General features: G+C 72.9%; 11 protein-coding genes and 1 other RNA gene. 1 reads left to right on the plus strand and 11 read right to left on the minus strand.

Features of this window, described 5'->3' with window-relative positions; translation table 11 throughout:
* Positions 1-281 precede the first annotated feature (281 nt).
* The 6 genes from ACIHEI_RS22550 to ACIHEI_RS22575 form a co-directional block, all read right to left on the minus strand.
* Entirely contained in the window at positions 282-2588 is a 2307-nt protein-coding gene (locus tag ACIHEI_RS22550; protein WP_396607837.1) for a xanthine dehydrogenase family protein molybdopterin-binding subunit, read from the minus strand.
* Positions 2585-3637 (minus strand): (2Fe-2S)-binding protein, encoded by a 1053-nt coding sequence (locus ACIHEI_RS22555; RefSeq protein ID WP_392947151.1) that lies wholly within the window; start codon positions 3635-3637, stop codon positions 2585-2587. Before ACIHEI_RS22555 ends, ACIHEI_RS22550 begins: the two co-directional genes overlap by 4 nt.
* Complete coding sequence (locus ACIHEI_RS22560; RefSeq protein ID WP_387647548.1) at positions 3634-4533, minus strand: FAD binding domain-containing protein; 900 nt, start codon at positions 4531-4533, stop codon at positions 3634-3636. Before ACIHEI_RS22560 ends, ACIHEI_RS22555 begins: the two co-directional genes overlap by 4 nt.
* Positions 4534-4742: 209 nt before the next feature.
* On the minus strand, positions 4743-6374 hold the full coding sequence (locus ACIHEI_RS22565; RefSeq protein WP_396607838.1) for a beta-N-acetylhexosaminidase: 1632 nt from the start codon (positions 6372-6374) through the stop codon (positions 4743-4745).
* A gap of 69 nt (positions 6375-6443) precedes the next feature.
* A complete protein-coding gene (locus tag ACIHEI_RS22570; RefSeq protein ID WP_030459614.1) occupies positions 6444-6719 on the minus strand; it encodes a DUF3039 domain-containing protein in 276 nt (91 codons plus the stop codon).
* Between the two features lie 60 nt (positions 6720-6779).
* Positions 6780-7358 (minus strand): YqgE/AlgH family protein, encoded by a 579-nt coding sequence (locus ACIHEI_RS22575; protein WP_387647553.1) that lies wholly within the window; start codon positions 7356-7358, stop codon positions 6780-6782.
* Positions 7359-7575: 217 nt separating this feature from the next.
* Between ACIHEI_RS22575 and murA the strand changes: the two genes are divergently transcribed.
* The gene (gene murA / locus ACIHEI_RS22580; RefSeq protein WP_387647556.1) at positions 7576-8931 is read left to right on the plus strand and encodes a UDP-N-acetylglucosamine 1-carboxyvinyltransferase; all 1356 of its coding nucleotides are present in this window, start codon (positions 7576-7578) and stop codon (positions 8929-8931) included.
* 72 nt (positions 8932-9003) lie between these two features.
* Here murA and ACIHEI_RS22585 read toward each other — a convergent pair whose 3' ends face one another.
* The 5 genes from ACIHEI_RS22585 to ACIHEI_RS22605 form a co-directional block, all read right to left on the minus strand.
* On the minus strand, positions 9004-9285 hold the full coding sequence (locus ACIHEI_RS22585) for an HU family DNA-binding protein (RefSeq protein WP_014136004.1): 282 nt from the start codon (positions 9283-9285) through the stop codon (positions 9004-9006).
* Positions 9286-9724: 439 nt separating this feature from the next.
* Positions 9725-11200 (minus strand): NAD-dependent malic enzyme, encoded by a 1476-nt coding sequence (locus tag ACIHEI_RS22590; protein ID WP_387647559.1) that lies wholly within the window; start codon positions 11198-11200, stop codon positions 9725-9727.
* Positions 11201-11521: 321 nt separating this feature from the next.
* A complete protein-coding gene (locus tag ACIHEI_RS22595) occupies positions 11522-13822 on the minus strand; it encodes a HelD family protein (protein WP_396607839.1) in 2301 nt (766 codons plus the stop codon).
* Between the two features lie 162 nt (positions 13823-13984).
* Positions 13985-14363: a transfer-messenger RNA gene (gene ssrA, locus ACIHEI_RS22600) on the minus strand.
* Between the two features lie 90 nt (positions 14364-14453).
* Entirely contained in the window at positions 14454-15740 is a 1287-nt protein-coding gene (locus ACIHEI_RS22605) for an alpha/beta hydrolase (protein ID WP_396607840.1), read from the minus strand.
* Positions 15741-15758: the final 18 nt, after the last annotated feature.

Raw genomic sequence — 15758 nt, forward strand, 5'->3', positions numbered from 1 at the left:
TGACAGCCCGTTCGTTCTCGCAACGCCCCCGGAACGCAGGACAGTCCGATCGTATCGCCCGGCCCGGTCGCTGCGCAGACCCCTGGTGACGAGCCCACTACATTTCGCCCAGCCACGACCCGACTGCCTGCCACGGCCCGGAACGGCGGGCGGGATTCGGGCCTTGATCCGGCCTGGCGACCGCCAACTGCGGCCCTGACAGGACTCCTGACTGACCGTCTACTGAATCGCCCCGCCCCCACTGCCCGGCGCACCCGCGCCGGGCAGCGAGTGGCGGACCGTCAGGCGAGGATCGCGTCCTCCGGCAGGATGGGAAGCCGGCCGACGGGGAGGCCGGTGGCGGCGCGGACGGCGGCGGCTACGGCGGCGGGGGCGACGACGGCGGGGGCGGCGCTGACGGCTTTCGCGCCGAAGGGGGCGACGACGTCGCGTTCTTCGAGGAGGGCGGCGATCCGGATGTCGGGGGTGTCGAGGGCGGTGGGCAGGCGGTAGCCGGTGAGGGAGGCGTTGAGGGGGATGCCGTGTTCGGTGCGGAGGTTCTCCAGCAGGGCGAGTCCGACGCCCTGGGCGACGGCGCCTTCGATGCGGTTTTCGATCTGGCGGGGGTTGAGGGCGCGGCCGACTTCCTGGGCGACGGTCACGTCGACGACCCGGACGGCGCCGAGTTCGATGTCGACGTCGACGACGGCGCGCATCGCGCAGAACGCGATGGAGACGAAGGCGTCGCCCTGTCCGGTCTCGGGGTCGAGGGGTTCGGTGGGGTGCGGGCGGCACTGGGCGGTGGCCCAGAGTTCGCGGCCTTCGAGGGCCTGGCTGACGGGCATGCCGAGCACACCGTCGTACGAGGTGATTTTCCCGTCGCTGATGGTGAGCAGTTCGACGGACATGCCGAAGTCGGCGGCGATCGGCTGCAGCATCTGGTGGCGGACCATCAGCGCGGCCCGTTCGACCGCGCCGCCGGAGACCCAGGTGTGCCGGCTGCGGGCGGCGGGGCCGGCGGAGGTCTGGTCGGAGTCGACGGGCGCGATGTAGACCTCGCTGACGCCGAGCACCGACTGGACGATCTGGCGGGCCAGGGTGGCGAAGCCCTGCCCGGAGTCGACGGCCGCGCAGATCACGGTGGCGTGGTCGCCGGAGACCCGGACGGTCGCGGTGGAGACCTCGTCCTCGCCCTCCGCGCCGAGCATGTGCACCATGCCGACGGCGTAGCCGATGCCGCGGCGCACGGCGGCGGGGTCGCCGGCCCCGCCGGGGCCGCCGGGCAGCAGCCAGTCGGCCTCCGGGTCGTCCAGCGGGAGGGCGGGCAGCGGGGAGTCGGCGAGCGCGTCGAGCAGTGCGGTGACGGGGGCGGGGCAGGTGACGGCCTGTCCGGTGGGCAGCGGGTCGCCGGTGGACATCGCGTTGCGGCGGCGGATCTCCACCGGGTCGACGCCGAGTTGCTTGGCGAGCTGGTCGAGCTGCGACTCGTACGCGAAGCAGGTCTGCAGCGCGCCCTCGCCGCGCATCCGTCCGGCGGGCGGGTTGTTGGTGCGCACCGCCCAGGCGTCGACGAAGACGTTGGGGCAGGTGTAGGGGCCGACGGAGAACGCGACGGCGGCGGCGAGCGCCTCGGCGGAGACCTCGGCGTAGGCGCCGCCGTCGAGCAGGATCTGCGCCTCGACCTTCACCAACTTGCCTTCGGCGTCGGCGTGGTGGCGGTAGCGCAGGAGTGCGGGGTGCCGGGTGGGGTGCGCCTGGAAGGACTCGGCGCGGGTGAGTGTCATCTTGACGGGGCGGCCGGTGCGCAGCGCGAGCAGCGCCAGGGTGACCTGGAAGGACAGGTCCTCGCGGTCGGTGCTGGCGCCGGGCACGCCGGTGACGACGAGCCGGACCCGGTCGGGTTCGAGGCCGAGGCAGGCGGCGGTGCGGTCGCGGTCGCCGTGCGGGTCGGTGGAGGACAGGTGCAGTTCGACGCCGCCGTCGGGGCGGGGCACGGCGAGGCCGGCCTCGGCGCCGATCGGGGCGGGGTCCTGCCGGCCGACCTGGTAGAGGCCCTCGACGACGATCTCGCCGACGGCGTCGGGGTTGCCGGTGCGCAGCGGCAGGTGGCGCAGCAGGTTGCCGTCGGGGTGCAGCGGCGGGGCGTGGAAGGCGGCTTCGGGGTCGGTGACGGGTTCCAGGACCTCGTACTCGACCAGGATCGCGGCGGCGGCGAGCCGGGCGGTGTCGGGGTGGTCGGCGGCGACGGCGGCGACGGGTTCGCCGTGGTGGCGCACCACGCCGGAGGCGAGCACCGGCCGGTCGGCGACGACGGCCCCGCCGGGTGCGCCGTCGGGCCCGGCGGGCAGGTCGGCGGCGGTGACCACGGCGTGCACGCCGGGGACGGCGAGCGCGGCGGAGGTGTCGACGGAGACGATCCGGGCGTGCGGGTGCGGGGAGCGCAGCACGGCGCCCCAGAGCAGCCCTTCGGCCCACAGGTCGGCGGCGTACGGGTAGATGCCGAGTGCCTTGGGGAGGGCGTCGGTGCGCAGCGGGGAGCTGCCGAGTCCGGTGGAGCCGGTCTCGTCGTCCGCGGGGGCGGCCGCCGGGAGCTCGGTGGCGGAGGTCATGCGTTCTCGTCCTCGGGGAGCCTGATGCCGTGGGCGGGGGTGGCGTCGTAGCCGGTGTACTGGTGTCCGTAGCCGTCGGTGGCGTAGACGGTGCCGTCGTAGGCGCCCGCGTCCTGCGGCGGTGTGCCGGGGGGCGGGGCCGTGTCGTAGATGCCGGCGTCCTGGTGCGGGATGCCGTGCGGCGGGGTGGGCAGGTACGGGGTGCCGTGGGCGGGGGTGCCGTAGACGGCGGCGTCGGCGGTGGTGCCGTGGGCGGGGGTGGGTTCCCAGCCGACGGGGACGGCGGTGCCGTGCGCGGGGGTGCCGGACCAGGCCTGCGGAGCGGGCTCGGCCTGGGCCTGCGGGGGGATCAACTGGTCGGCCTCGTGCCAGAGTTCGGAGTCGGCGTAGAGCGGGAGCTCGCCGGCCAGCGCGAGGTCGGAGAAGGACTGCTCGGTGGCCCGGGCGGGTTCGGGCGCGGGCGGCCGGGGTGTGTCGGTGGCGGTGGCGGCGGCCTGTTCGGCGGCGTCGAGTTCCGCTTCGAGGGCGGCTTCGCGGGCGTCGGCGACGGCCTGGACGGCGGCGAGTGCGCCCCGGTAGCCGGTGCAGCGGCACAGGTTGCCGCACAGTGCCTGGCGGGCCTCGATCTCGCTGGGGCGGTGGTTGCGCTGCAGCAGGTCGTGGACGGCCATCGCGAGGCCGGGGGTGCAGTAGCCGCACTGGACGGCGCCGGAGTCGGCGAGCGCTTGCTGGACGTCGCTGGCGCCGCCGGTGCCGGACAGGCCCTCGACGGTGTTGATCTCGCTGTCGGCGGCGAGCGCGGCGGGCATCAGGCAGCCGTTCACCAGCTGTCCGTCGACCTGCACCGAGCAGGCTCCGCACTCGCCCTGTTCGCAGCCGTCCTTGGCGCCGGCCAGGCCGAGGCGTTCGCGCAGCACGTACAGCAGGCTCTCGCCGATCCAGGCGTCGCTGACGGGTCGTTCGACGCCGTTGACGCGCAGCGTGTACGAGGCGGTGGGGCGCACGTCACCGGTGAGCGCCCCGGGGTGGTTCAGCAGTTCGTCGGTCACTTCTTCAGCGCCCTTCCCAGCGCCCGGCGGGCCAGCACGGCCACGGTACGCCGCAGGCGGGCGGCCGCCGGGCCCGCCCCCTCGTCGGGCGCCCCGCCCTCGGGGACGCAGGCGCCGGCCACGTATTCGCCGAACGCGGCGAGCGCGGCCGGATCGATCAGGACCGCGCCGTCCTGGCCGCGGGCGTCCCAGTCGATGCAGCCGGCCACCCAGTTCTCGGCCTCCAGCGGCCGCAGCGGGACGGGGGCGACGGCGCCGACGGCGCAGCGCACGCCGCGCCGGGCGGGGTCGAGGACGAGCGCGACGGAGGCGGCGGCGCGGGACGGGCCGCTGCGGCCGGTGGATTTGAGGAACACCTGGGGGGCGTGCAGCAGCGGCACCCGCACCCAGGTGAGGAGTTCGCCGGGGCGCAGCGGGTCGAGTCCGGTGAGCAGGTGGCTGATCGGGACGTCGCGGACGGTGCCGGGCCGGGCGAGGGTGGCGGTGGCTTCGAGGGCGGCGAGCACCGGGAGGGTGTCGCCGGCGGGGGCACCGGTGGCGATGTTGCCGCCGAGGGTGCCGACGTTGCGCACCTGCGGGGGTCCGGCGGTGCGGGCGGCGTCGGCGAGGGCGGGGATCAGTGCGGCGAAGTCGGGGCGGTCCATCCGGGCGTGGGTGAGCCCGGCGCCGAGGACGGCGGTGCCGCCGTCCTCGTAGCGCCAGCCGCGCAGTTCGGTGATCCGGCCGAGTCCGATCAGGGCGGCGGGCCGCAGCCGTCCGCCGTTGACGGCCTCCATCAGGTCGGTGGCGCCCGCCACCGGCACCGCCCCGGGGGTGGCGGCCAGCGCTTCGACCGCCTCGTCGACCGAGGACGGCATCATGATCGTCCGGTTCACCAGGTTCCCACCGTGCTCCATTTGCAGTGCGGCCTGCCGCCCGTAGGGTACGGGCGATCGGTGCGGGTTGGGCAACTCTGGCACACAAAGACCGCTGATCATTTCCGAGGTCGCGGACAGGTCCGAACAACTCGGGACAACTCCGGGCGCGAAGACGACCGGGCCTGTCCAGGTGATCGGTTGTTCACTTGATCATGACGAGGCGGCCGCGCCCGGAGTTCCGGTACGTCCTAGCCGACGGCCGGACCGGCGCCGGGACGCCCGTCGATCGGCCGGCCGACGATGCCGGGCTTGCGCTGCCAGGGGAGCGGGCCCTCGGGGCGGCGGTACTCGATGCCGAGGGCGTCCAGGCGCGGGTAGTGGCCGGCCATCCGGGTCTCGAAACCGGCCCAGTCGCGCGCGTCGGGGTCGCGCGGCAGGTCGGACCAGGCGACCTCGGCGAACGCGACCAGCCGCGGGAACACCTTGTAGTCGACGTCCCGGCCGTCGAGCATGAACTCGGTCCAGATGTTGGCCTGGGTGCCGATGACGTGCCGGGCGGCCTGCTCGTCGAGCTGCGGCGGGACGGGCTCGAAGCGGTAGACGTCCTCCAGCGTGCGCACCCAGCCGACCGGCACGGGCTCGTCCTCGCCGCCGGCCTGCCGGTGGTCGAGGTAGACGTGCTGCTCGGGGCACATCACCACGTCGTGGCCGGCCTGAGCTGCGGCGATGCCGCCCTCGTAGCCGCGCCAGGAGGAGACGGCGGCGCCGGGAGCGAGGCCGCCCTCCAGGATCTCGTCCCAGCCGATCAGGCGGCGGCCGCGCTCGGCCAGCCAGTTGTCGAAGTGCCGGATGACGTGGCTCTGCAGCTCGAACTCGTCGGCGAGGCCGAGTTCGGCGATCCGGGCCTGCGCGGCGGGGCTGGACTTCCACTGGTCCTTGGGGCACTCGTCGCCGCCGAGGTGGACGAAGGTGGAGGGGAAGATCTCCAGCACCTCCTCCAGCACGTGCTCGTAGAACCGCAGGGTGGCCTCGGAGGCGTTCAGGATGTTCTCGCTGACACCCCAGTCGGTCCAGGTGCCGAGCGCGGCGGTGTCCACCACGTCGGTGTTGCCGAGCTCGGGGTAGGCGGCGATGGCGGCCTGGTTGTGGCCGGGCAGGTCGACCTCGGGGACGACGGTGATGTGCCGGGCGGCGGCGTAGGCGACGATCTCGCGCAGGTCGTCCTGGGTGTAGTAGCCGCCGTGCGGCTGGTCGTCGTGCCGCTTGCCGGCCCGGAAGCCGACCATCGACCGCTCCCGCCAGGACGCGGTCCCGGTGAGCTTCGGGTAGCGCTTGACCTCGATCCGCCAGCCCTGGTCGTCGGTCAGGTGGAAGTGCAGGACGTTGAGCTTGTGGGCGGCCAGCTGGTCGATGAACCGCAGCACCCCGGCCTTGGGCATGAAGTGCCGGGAGACGTCCAGCAGCGCGCCGCGCCAGCCGAACCGGGGCGCGTCGTGGATCTCCACCGCGGGCACCGTCCAGCGCGCGCCGGGCAGCGGCGCGGTGCGGTACGCGGCGGGGCCGAGCAGCTGGCGCAGGGTCTGCGCGGCGTGCGACAGACCGGCGGCGCCGCCGCCGGTGAGCCGTACCGCGTCCGGGCCGGCGCTCAGCCGGTACTCCTCGGCGGCGAGGGTGTCGTCCAGCGCGAGCACGAGGTCACCGTCCTGCCCTGCGGGGGCCGGGTCCAGGTCGAGGCCGGTGGCGGCGGACAGTTCGGCGCGCAGCCGACGGGCCACGCCCTCGGTGCCGGGGGCGGCGGCGATCCGGGTGCCGGCGTGCAGCTCGAACGGGGCGGTGTCGGCGGGGGTCCGGACGTGCAACGGGGCAGGGATGAGGTCCATGCGCCTCATCCTGCCCCGGTGAACCCCGATTGGCATAGACCACTCGGGGGCATCGCACAGGTCGGACGGTCAGTCCTTCTTGTCGTCCCCGCCCGGGTTGTTCAGCCCGTCGAAGATCTCCTTGCACATCGGGCAGACCGGGTACTTCTTCGGGTCGCGGCCGGGCACCCAGACCTTGCCGCACAGCGCCACCACGGGGGACCCGGAGAGCGCGCTCTCCATGATCTTGTCCTTCTGGACGTAGTGGGCGAAGCGCTCGTGGTCGCCGTCCCCGTGCGAAGTCTGCGGGACGGGCTCGACCAGGGTGCCGGTGCCGAGGCCGCGCTCGGGCTCAAGAGTGCTCATGGGTGCCAAGTCTATGGGGGCCGCCCGGAACCCGGCCACCATGCGGGAGCAGGCCGCCGGTCAGTTCAGCATCGGGTCGTCCGGGTAGGTGGCGAGCATCGCCAGCGGCCCGCGCTGGCGGCGCAGCACGGCCCGCCACATCCGGTCCGGCTCCACGCAGGAGACGTCGCCGGCCTCGCACTCCACCGGGTACCAGGCGCCCTCGGCGATCTCCTGCTCCAGTTGGCCGGGCGACCAGCCGGCGTAGCCGGCGAACACCCGCATGCCACCGAGCACCCCGGCCAGCACCTCCGGCGGGGCCTCCAAATCGACCAGGCCGATCGCCCCGTGCACCCGCCGCCAGCCGAGCGGCCCGGGGTGGGTCTCCTCGCCGGGCACCACGGCGATCGCCAGCGCCGAGTCCAGCCCCACCGGGCCGCCCTGGAACACCACCGCGGGGTCGCCGGTCAGCGACGCCCAGCCGTCCAGCACGGCGGCCACGTCGACGGGGGTGGGCCGGTTGAGGACCACGCCGAGCGCCCCCTGGGCGTCGTGGTCGAGCAGCAGCACGACCGACCTGGCGAAGTTCGGGTCGGTCAGTACGGGCGTCGCCACGAGCAGTCGCCCGGTGAACGAGGGGGCCGCTTCCATGCCTGCCATGATGCCTCCCGAGGGGCCGCGCCGGACACCCGGCGGGCCGTGGGCAGGCCACCCGTCCGGCCCAATGGCGGTGCCGCCGGGCACCCCTTACAGCATGATCACCAATAGGGCACACGGGAACCAATCGCCCACCCTCTACCATCTATGTGGTGGCGAAGGGCCGTTCCCTCAGCTCCGCAGCCGAAAACATCCCTGCGCACCCCGGATTGCGAGAACGATGACCGACGACGTCCTGCTGGTCCACGGCGGAAACCCGCTCGAAGGCGAGATCCAGATCCGCGGCGCCAAGAACCTGGTCCCCAAGGCCATGGTCGCCGCGCTGCTCGGCCAGGGCCCCAGCAGACTGCGCAGCGTGCCGGACATCCGGGACGTCAAGGTCGTCCGCGGCCTGCTGCAGCTGCACGGTGTCACTGTCCGCACCGGCGACGAGGAGGGCGAGCTGATCCTCGACCCGTCGCACGTCGAGAGCGCCAACGTGGCGGACATCGACGCGCACGCGGGCTCCTCGCGCATCCCGATCCTGTTCTGCGGCCCGCTGCTGCACCGTCTCGGCCACGCGTTCATCCCGGGCCTGGGCGGCTGCGACATCGGCGGCCGGCCGGTGGACTTCCACTTCGAGGTGCTGCGCCAGTTCGGCGCCACCATCGAGAAGCACCCGCAGGGCACCTACCTGGTGGCCACCCAGCGGCTGCGCGGCACCAAGATCGAGCTGCCGTACCCGTCGGTCGGCGCCACCGAGCAGGTGCTGCTGACGGCGGTGCTCGCGGAGGGCGTCACCGAGCTGCGCAACGCCGCGATCGAGCCGGAGATCGTCGACCTGATCTGCGTGCTGCAGAAGATGGGCGCGATCATCTCGCTGGGCACCGACCGCACCATCCTGATCACCGGTGTGGACGAGCTGGACGGCTACACCCACCGGGCGCTGCCGGACCGCCTGGAGGCCGCCTCGTGGGCCTGCGCGGCGCTGGCCACCAAGGGCGACATCTACGTCCGCGGTGCCGAGCAGATCCCGATGATGACCTTCCTGAACACCTTCCGGAAGGTCGGCGGCGCCTACGAGATCGACGACGCGGGCATCCGCTTCTGGCACCCGGGCGGCGAGCTGAAGGCGATCGCCCTGGAGACCGACGTCCACCCGGGCTTCCAGACCGACTGGCAGCAGCCGCTGGTGGTGGCGCTGACCCAGGCCACCGGCCTGTCGATCGTGCACGAGACGGTGTACGAGTCCCGGCTGGGCTTCACCGGCGCGCTGAACCAGATGGGCGCGCACATCCAGCTGTACCGCGAGTGCCTGGGCGGCACCCCGTGCCGGTTCGGCGCGCGCAACTTCAACCACTCCGCGGTGGTCTCCGGCCCGTCCAAGCTGATGGGCGGCGAGCTGGTCATCCCCGACCTGCGCGGCGGCTTCTCGTACCTGATCGCGGCGCTGGCGGCCGAGGGCACCTCCACGGTGCACGGCATCGACCTGATCAACCGCGGCTACGAGAACTTCATGGACAAGCTGCGCGACCTGGGCGCGCACATCGAGCTGCCGTCGGAGGCCGAGCTGGCCGCGGTCCAGCTGACCGCCTGATCCAAGGCCCGTAACAAGCCGGTGGCCGGCCTCCCCGAGGGGAGGCCGGCCACCGGTGCGTTCAGCGGAGGGTCACTTGCCCTTCGCGGCTTCCTTCAGCTTCGAGCCGGCGCTCACCTTGACGCTGAAGCCCTCGGCGATCTGGATCGGCTCGCCGGTCTGGGGGTTGCGGGCGGTGCGGGCGGCGCGCAGGGTGCGCTCGAAGGTCAGGAAACCGGGGATGGTGACCTTCTCGTCGCCCTTGGCGACGACCTCGCCGGTGATCTCGGCGAAGGCGGCCAGCACGGCGTCGGCGTCCTTGCGGGTCACCTCGGCGCGCTCGGCCAGCGCGGCCACCAGCTCACTGCGGTTCATGTGTACTCCTGTGGTCTGTTGCTCTGCCGTACGCGGAGGCATGGCCGGTCCGCGGCACGGTGCTCGTTCAGGCGAGGGGTGGTCAGGGGCCGGGCTCGCACCGCGAAGCGCCGCAAACTGCCCGCCTGGGTACGAATCCTGCCTCGACCGGCACTGAGAAAGCCAATCGGGTACCGGCGTGGTTGACCCGAACAGCGTCCGCCGGACAGAGGTGTGACGCTCCGTCGGTTCCGGGGTGGCCGGGGCGGGCGGCGGCCGGGACGACACGCCGTGGCACAACTGGGGACGTTCCGTACTTGTCGGACACGCCACCCCGTCGCAGGGCTACGGTACGCCCTGGCACCGACAAGCCCAAACACGCCCCTTTCCCTTGTGTCGCAAGGGATCCGGCACGTTCGCCGCAATCCGGCCGCGGCGACCGTGCCGGGCGCTCACCGGCTCAGAGCTGAACGGCCGGGAACGCGGCGGTGTCGAGCGTTCCGACGATGCCCGGGGTGGGCTTCGCGGGGGCCGCCTCCGCGCCGCCACGGGCCGCCACGGCGGCGTCCCGGACGGCCGCGGCGACGGTCTTGGCGACACCCGGGTGGAAGACGCTGGGGATGATGTAGTTGGCGTTCAGCTCGTCGTCGGTGACGGTGGTGGCCAGCGCGCGGGCGGCGGCCAGCATCATCTCGGTGTCGACGCTGGCGGACTGGGCGTCCAGCAGGCCGCGGAAGACACCCGGGAAGACCAGCACGTTGTTGATCTGGTTGGGGAAGTCGCTGCGGCCGGTGGCGACCACCGCGGCGGTGTGCCGGGCCACCGCCGGGTCGACCTCCGGGTCGGGGTTGGCCAGCGCGAAGACGATCGCGTCCTTGGCCATGGTGGCCAGGTCGTCGCCGTCCAGCACGTTCGGGGCGGAGACGCCGATGAAGACGTCGGCGTCGGCCACCGCCTCCTTGAGGGTGCCGGTGCGGCCGGAGCGGTTGGTGTTCTCGGCGATCCAGCGCAGGTTCTCGTTCAGGTCCTCGCGGCCCAGGTGGACCACGCCCTGCACGTCCGCCACGGTGGCGTGCGCGACGCCCGCGGCCATCAGCAGCTTGAGGATCGCGGTGCCGGCGGCGCCGGCACCGCTCATCACCACGCGGATCTCGCCGATCTCCTTGCCGACCACCTTCAGCGCGTTGGTCAGCGCGGCCAGCACCACGATCGCGGTGCCGTGCTGGTCGTCGTGGAAGACCGGGATGTCCAGCGCCTCGCGCAGCCGGGCCTCGATCTCGAAGCAGCGCGGCGCGGAGATGTCCTCCAGGTTGATGCCGGCGAAGCCCGGGGCGATGGCCTTGACGATCGCCACGATCTCGTCGGCGTCCTGGGTGTCGAGGCACAGCGGCCACGCGTCGATGCCCGCGAAGCGCTTGAACAGCGCCGCCTTGCCCTCCATCACCGGCAGCGCGGCCTTCGGGCCGATGTTGCCCAGGCCCAGCACCGCGGAGCCGTCGGTGACCACGGCGACCGAGTTGCGCTTGATGGTCAGGCGGCGGGCGTCCTCGGGGTTCTCCGCGATCGCCATGCACACCCGGGCCACACCCGGGGTGTAGATCATGCTGAGGTCGTCACGGTTGCGGATCGGCAGCTTCGAGGACATCTCGATCTTGCCGCCGAGGTGCATCAGGAACGTACGGTCGGAGACCTTCCCGATGGTGACGCCGTCGATCGTGCGGAGCTTCTCCACGATCTCCTGGCCGTGCGCCACCGAGGACGCCGCGACGGTGACGTCGATGCGCAGCGCCTCCAGGCCGGAGGCGGTGACGTCGAGGCCGGTGACCGAGCCGCCGGAGGACTCGACCGCGGTGGTGATGGAGCTCACCGCGTTGCCGGTGGCCGGCACCTCCAACCGGACCGTGATCGAGTTCGAGACACTGGGCACCGTCGCCATCGACGTCCTTCTTCCTAGAATCAGCAGACCGTGACCGGCCTGGTAATCGCGCAGCAAGCTAGGTATCGATCGTCGCACCTACCGGGTGCTTGCCAGAAATAACGTTCATTGAGTGTGCGGATCCGACAAACCCGCACGGCCCGGGCAGAGGGCCTCCTTGCCCGTGGGCGCCGATGCGTTACATTGGAACGGCACCGGCTCGATCCAAGCCCCCGGGCCCAACCTTCGTCCCTTCGAGGGACCACTTGCCGCGAGGCGAGCATGGCGGGTCGGTGTTCAGCTTCACGAAGGCCCCCCACCTCCTGGTGGGGGGCCTTCGCGTTACTTCAGCAGGGCCGGGACTCCGGCGGCGTCCGGCAGGTCGTCCGGGCCGGACAGCACCGTCAGCCGCTGGGTGGCGCGGGTCAGCGCCACGTACAGCACCCGCAAGCCCGCCTCGGACTCGCCGGCGATGCCGGTCGGGTCGGCGACCACCGTGGCGTCGTACTCCAGGCCCTTCGCCTCCAGGCTGCCCAGCGCCACCACCCGGTCGCCCAGGCCCTCGGTCCAGGACGCGGCCTCCGCGCGGCGGTCCATCGGGACGACCACCGCGACGGTGCCGTCCACCTCGGACAGCAGCCGCTCCAGCTCGGCCCGGGCGGCCTTGCCGAAGGACTCCGCGCCGGCGTCCCGGACCGCCGCGAACCGCGGGTGCACGCCGGTGGCCCGGACCGCGCTCGGCGACGGGGTGCCCGGCGCGGCCAGCGCCAGCACCTTCGCCGCCACCTCGGCGATCTCCGCCGGGTTGCGGTAGTTCACCGTCAGCGTGTGCCGGCGGCGCGGCTTGCCCGCCAGCACCTCGCCCATCGCCGCCTGCGCCTCCTCGGGGAACGGCCAGGACGACTGCGCCGGGTCGCCGACGATGGTCCAGGTCGCCATCCGGGCGCGGCGGCCGATCAGCCGCCACTGCATCGGCGTGAGGTCCTGTGCCTCGTCCACGATCACGTGCGCGTACTCGCGGCGCTCCTCGGGAATACGCTCGCGCTCGCGCCGCCCGTACGCCCGCTCGCCGTACGTGGTGACTTCCTCCAGGCCGGTCAGCAGGTCGATCGCGTCGACCTCCCGGACCTTCGGCCGGGCCGGCTCGCCGAGCAGTACCTGAAGCTCGTCGACCAGCGCCACGTCGTGCGCCGACAGGTCGCCGGCGCCGCGGTCGTCCAGGTGCCGCCAGGACGCCGCCAGCAGGCGGGCCTCCTCCGGGGTGACGGCCCGGCGGGCGATCCGGTTGGTGTGCCGGTGCTGGCGCAGCGTGGCCAGCACCCGGCGCGGGGTGACGGCCGGCCACCAGGCGTCCAGGAAGTTCAGGAACGCGGCCTCGTCGGAGACGTACTCGTCGAAGGACTCGCGCTCCTCCTGGCGCTGCTCGCGCTCGCCGTGGCTGACCGGCTTCGGCAGGTCGCGCACGGCCTCCGACCAGAGCGCGTCCAGCAGCAGGCGGCGGGCGCGCGGGCGCAGCAGGTTGAGCGGGGTGCCGCCGCCGCCCACCACGTTGCCGCGCACGGTCTTCAGCCGGCCCGCGTCCAGCCGCAGCGCCTGGCCGCGGGCGAACACCTTCAGCTCGGTCGGCGCGCCCAGCTCCAGGGCCGCCCGGGCGGCCCTGCGCAGCAGCTGCACCATCCGCGAGGAGCCCTTGATCCGGGCCACCTCGGGGCTGTCGTAGCGGGCCGCCTCGATGCCGTCCACCAGGCTGCCGACCGCGCGGATCGCCACCTGGCCCTCCTCGCCCAGCGAGGGCAGCACGCCCTCGGTGTAGGAGACCAGCAGCGCCGTCGGGCTGACCACCAGGATGCCGCCCGCGTAGCGGCGGCGGTCCTGGTAGAGCAGGAACGCGGCGCGGTGCAGGGCGACGGCGGTCTTGCCGGTGCCGGGGCCGCCGGTGACCAGGGTGGCGCCGGCGGCGGCCGCCCGGATCACCTCGTCCTGCTCCTTCTGGATGGACGAGACGATGTCGCGCATCGTGTGACCGCGGGCCCGGCCCAGCGTCGCCATCAGCGCGCCGTCGCCGACCACGGCGAGTTCCTCGCCGTTCAGGGTCGGGGTCAGGTCGGGACGCAGCAGGTCGTCCTCGACGCCGATGACCTTGCGGCCCTTGGAACGGATCACCCGGCGGCGGATCACCCGGCCCGGCTCCAGCGGCGTGGCCCGGTAGAAGGGTGCGGCCGCCGGGGCCCGCCAGTCGATCACCAGCGGGCCGAACTCGGCGTCGAGCACGCCGAGCCGGCCGATGTGCAGGCTCTCGGCGACCGCCGGGTCGGCCGGGTCCATCGGTGTCTGCGAGGGAATCCCGTGTTCCTCGGGGGCGTCGGCCTGCTGGAGGTCGATGCGCCCGAAGAGGAAGTCCTCGAACTCGTTGTTCAGCCGCTGCAGGTGCGCGCCGGCGCGGTACACCTGGGCGTCGCGCTCGGCGAGTGCGCCGGGGGTGCCGACCTGCACGCGCTTCGCGGCGTCCTCCAGGATGTACTCCGCCTCGGCGAGCTTCTCCTCGAGCCGTTGGTAGACGGTGTCGAGATGCTGCTGCTCCTCCGCGATCTCGCGGTCGCGGAGAGTATCGGTGTGGTGCTCGGCAGAGCCGTGCGCGCCCAAGGAGCCCCCAGAGGTGCGGAGAAAAAGGCGGACGGACGATCTTACGGGATGAACTGTTCCGCGGACGAGGACCCCCGCCCACCGGCGCCCGGACCGGGGACCGGCCCGGAACGCACGAGAGCCGCCCTCCGGGTGGAGGACGGCTCTGCGATGCACATGGGGTGGTGGAGATGCCGGGAATCGAACCCGGGTCCAGTGGAGAGGATTCAGGACTTCTCCGAGCGCAGTCCGCTGTGAGTTTCTCGGCCCTGGCAGTCACGCGGACAAGCCGCCAACAGGCCCAGCCACTGTTTGGTTTCCCCGCCACCCCCGTGACCGGAGTGGAAGGTTGAGTTCCCTAGATTATGCCAGGATCCGGGTCGGGAACGCCCCGGGCTGACACCCATTCACTTTCGCAGATCAGGCTGCGAGAGCGAACTGCTGGGAATCGCGCTTAGAGTTGGCGATTATATTTTTGCGACAGATGGTTTACGAGATCATTGCCGCGTTCCTCGGCTCGCTTCTCCTGTTTCGACAGCCACTGTCGAAACCGATCATCCCCATGTTGATTTGACAAACAGCACCGGCGGGCGAGGCCCTCCGGGTGATGCGCTGCCATAGTACTCGGGCGGCGCGTCAAGGGTCCAGCGCATTAACGAGCGGCGGCCGACGGGTTCTTCGCGGCCGCCCCCGGAGTGCCCAACTGCTGGGCCAGCCACGGCAGCTGGCGCTCGAAGGCGCCGGCGGCGAACTGCCAGACGTGCCGCCCGGGCTCGACGTTCAGGCGGGTGGTCAGCCCGGCCTTCCCGGCCGCCGCCTCCAGCTGCTTGGCGTGCGCGAGCTGCCCGCTCTCCTGGTCGCCGACGTCGAACATCCCGGTGACGCCCTTGTACTTGCCGCGGTGCGCGGCCAGCACGGTCTGCGGGTCGTAGGCGGCCCAGGCGGCGGCGTCGCCGCCGTACAGCTTCTCGATGGTCTGCTGCTTGTCGCCGATGTACGGGCCGAGGTCGCCGGAGATGTCCAGGAAGTGGCCGAACACCTCGGGGTGGGCGGCGGTCAGGGTGATCGCGCAGGTGCCGCCCATCGACCAGCCGGCCATCGCCCACTTCTTCGGGTCGGCGGACGTGTCGAAGGTCTTCTCGACGTACTTCGGCAGGTCCTTGACCAGGTGGTCGGCGGCGTTCCCGGCCGGGCCGTCCACGCATTCGGTGTCGACCTTGAAGCCGCCGGTGGCGTCCGCGAACACCAGCACCGGGGAGAAGCCGTTGTGCTTGGCCGCGTAGGCGTCGGCGGTCTTCACCGCGTTGCCGGCCCGCACCCAGTTGTCGGGGGCGGCGAACTCGCCGCCGACCATCTCCACCACCGGCAGTTTGGGCCGCGTCTTGCTGCGGAACCAGGCCGGCGGCAGGTACACCAGCTCCTGCCGGTGCGCGAAGCCGCTCGGCACCGCGGGGACGTCCACCGCGACCACCCGGCCGGTGCCGGTGCGGCCGGTGGTCTGCAGCGCCTGGTCCAGGCTCATCTGGTCGGGCACCGGGGAGCCGGAGAGTTCACCGATCGCGTCGCCCAGCGTCGGGTAGTAGCCGGTCGCCGCGTTCAGCGTGTTCGCCCCGGCCAGCACCGCCGCCAGCATCGCGACGGGCACCGCCGCCCGGTGCCACCAGCGCGCCCCGCGCCAGCCGGCCACCAGCACCAGGGCGGCGAGCAGTGCCACGCCCAGCCAGACCCACAGCGTGGCGGGAAGCGGGTCGGTGATTCCCGACAGCTCCAGCACCCCGACGGCGAGCAGCCCCGCCGCGCCGGCCGCCGCGCCGACCGCCACCGGCAGCCGGCGCAGCCACCAGCGGCGTCCGGGCCGGCCGATCGCGGCCAGCAGTGCGACGACGGCGAGCACCCGCACCGTCCACGGGAACCAGCCGTCCAACAACGAGATGTCCACCCCGGGATGGTAGGCGCC

Source organism: Kitasatospora sp. NPDC051984, assembly GCF_044593455.1.
Taxonomy (GTDB): Bacteria; Actinomycetota; Actinomycetes; order Streptomycetales; family Streptomycetaceae; genus Kitasatospora.

What these genes read in the sequence shown, in the direction of transcription:
- ACIHEI_RS22565 (WP_396607838.1), bottom strand. Translation starts at nt 6,374, where the DNA reads ATGGACCTCATCCCTGCCCCGTTGCACGTCCGGACCCCCGCCGACACC.
- ACIHEI_RS22575 (WP_387647553.1), bottom strand. Translation starts at nt 7,358, where the DNA reads ATGGCAGGCATGGAAGCGGCCCCCTCGTTCACCGGGCGACTGCTCGTG.
- murA (WP_387647556.1), top strand. Translation starts at nt 7,576, where the DNA reads ATGACCGACGACGTCCTGCTGGTCCACGGCGGAAACCCGCTCGAAGGC.
- ACIHEI_RS22590 (WP_387647559.1), bottom strand. Translation starts at nt 11,200, where the DNA reads ATGGCGACGGTGCCCAGTGTCTCGAACTCGATCACGGTCCGGTTGGAG.
- ACIHEI_RS22585 (WP_014136004.1), bottom strand. Translation starts at nt 9,285, where the DNA reads ATGAACCGCAGTGAGCTGGTGGCCGCGCTGGCCGAGCGCGCCGAGGTG.
- ACIHEI_RS22550 (WP_396607837.1), bottom strand. Translation starts at nt 2,588, where the DNA reads ATGACCTCCGCCACCGAGCTCCCGGCGGCCGCCCCCGCGGACGACGAG.
- ACIHEI_RS22560 (WP_387647548.1), bottom strand. Translation starts at nt 4,533, where the DNA reads ATGGAGCACGGTGGGAACCTGGTGAACCGGACGATCATGATGCCGTCC.
- ACIHEI_RS22570 (WP_030459614.1), bottom strand. Translation starts at nt 6,719, where the DNA reads ATGAGCACTCTTGAGCCCGAGCGCGGCCTCGGCACCGGCACCCTGGTC.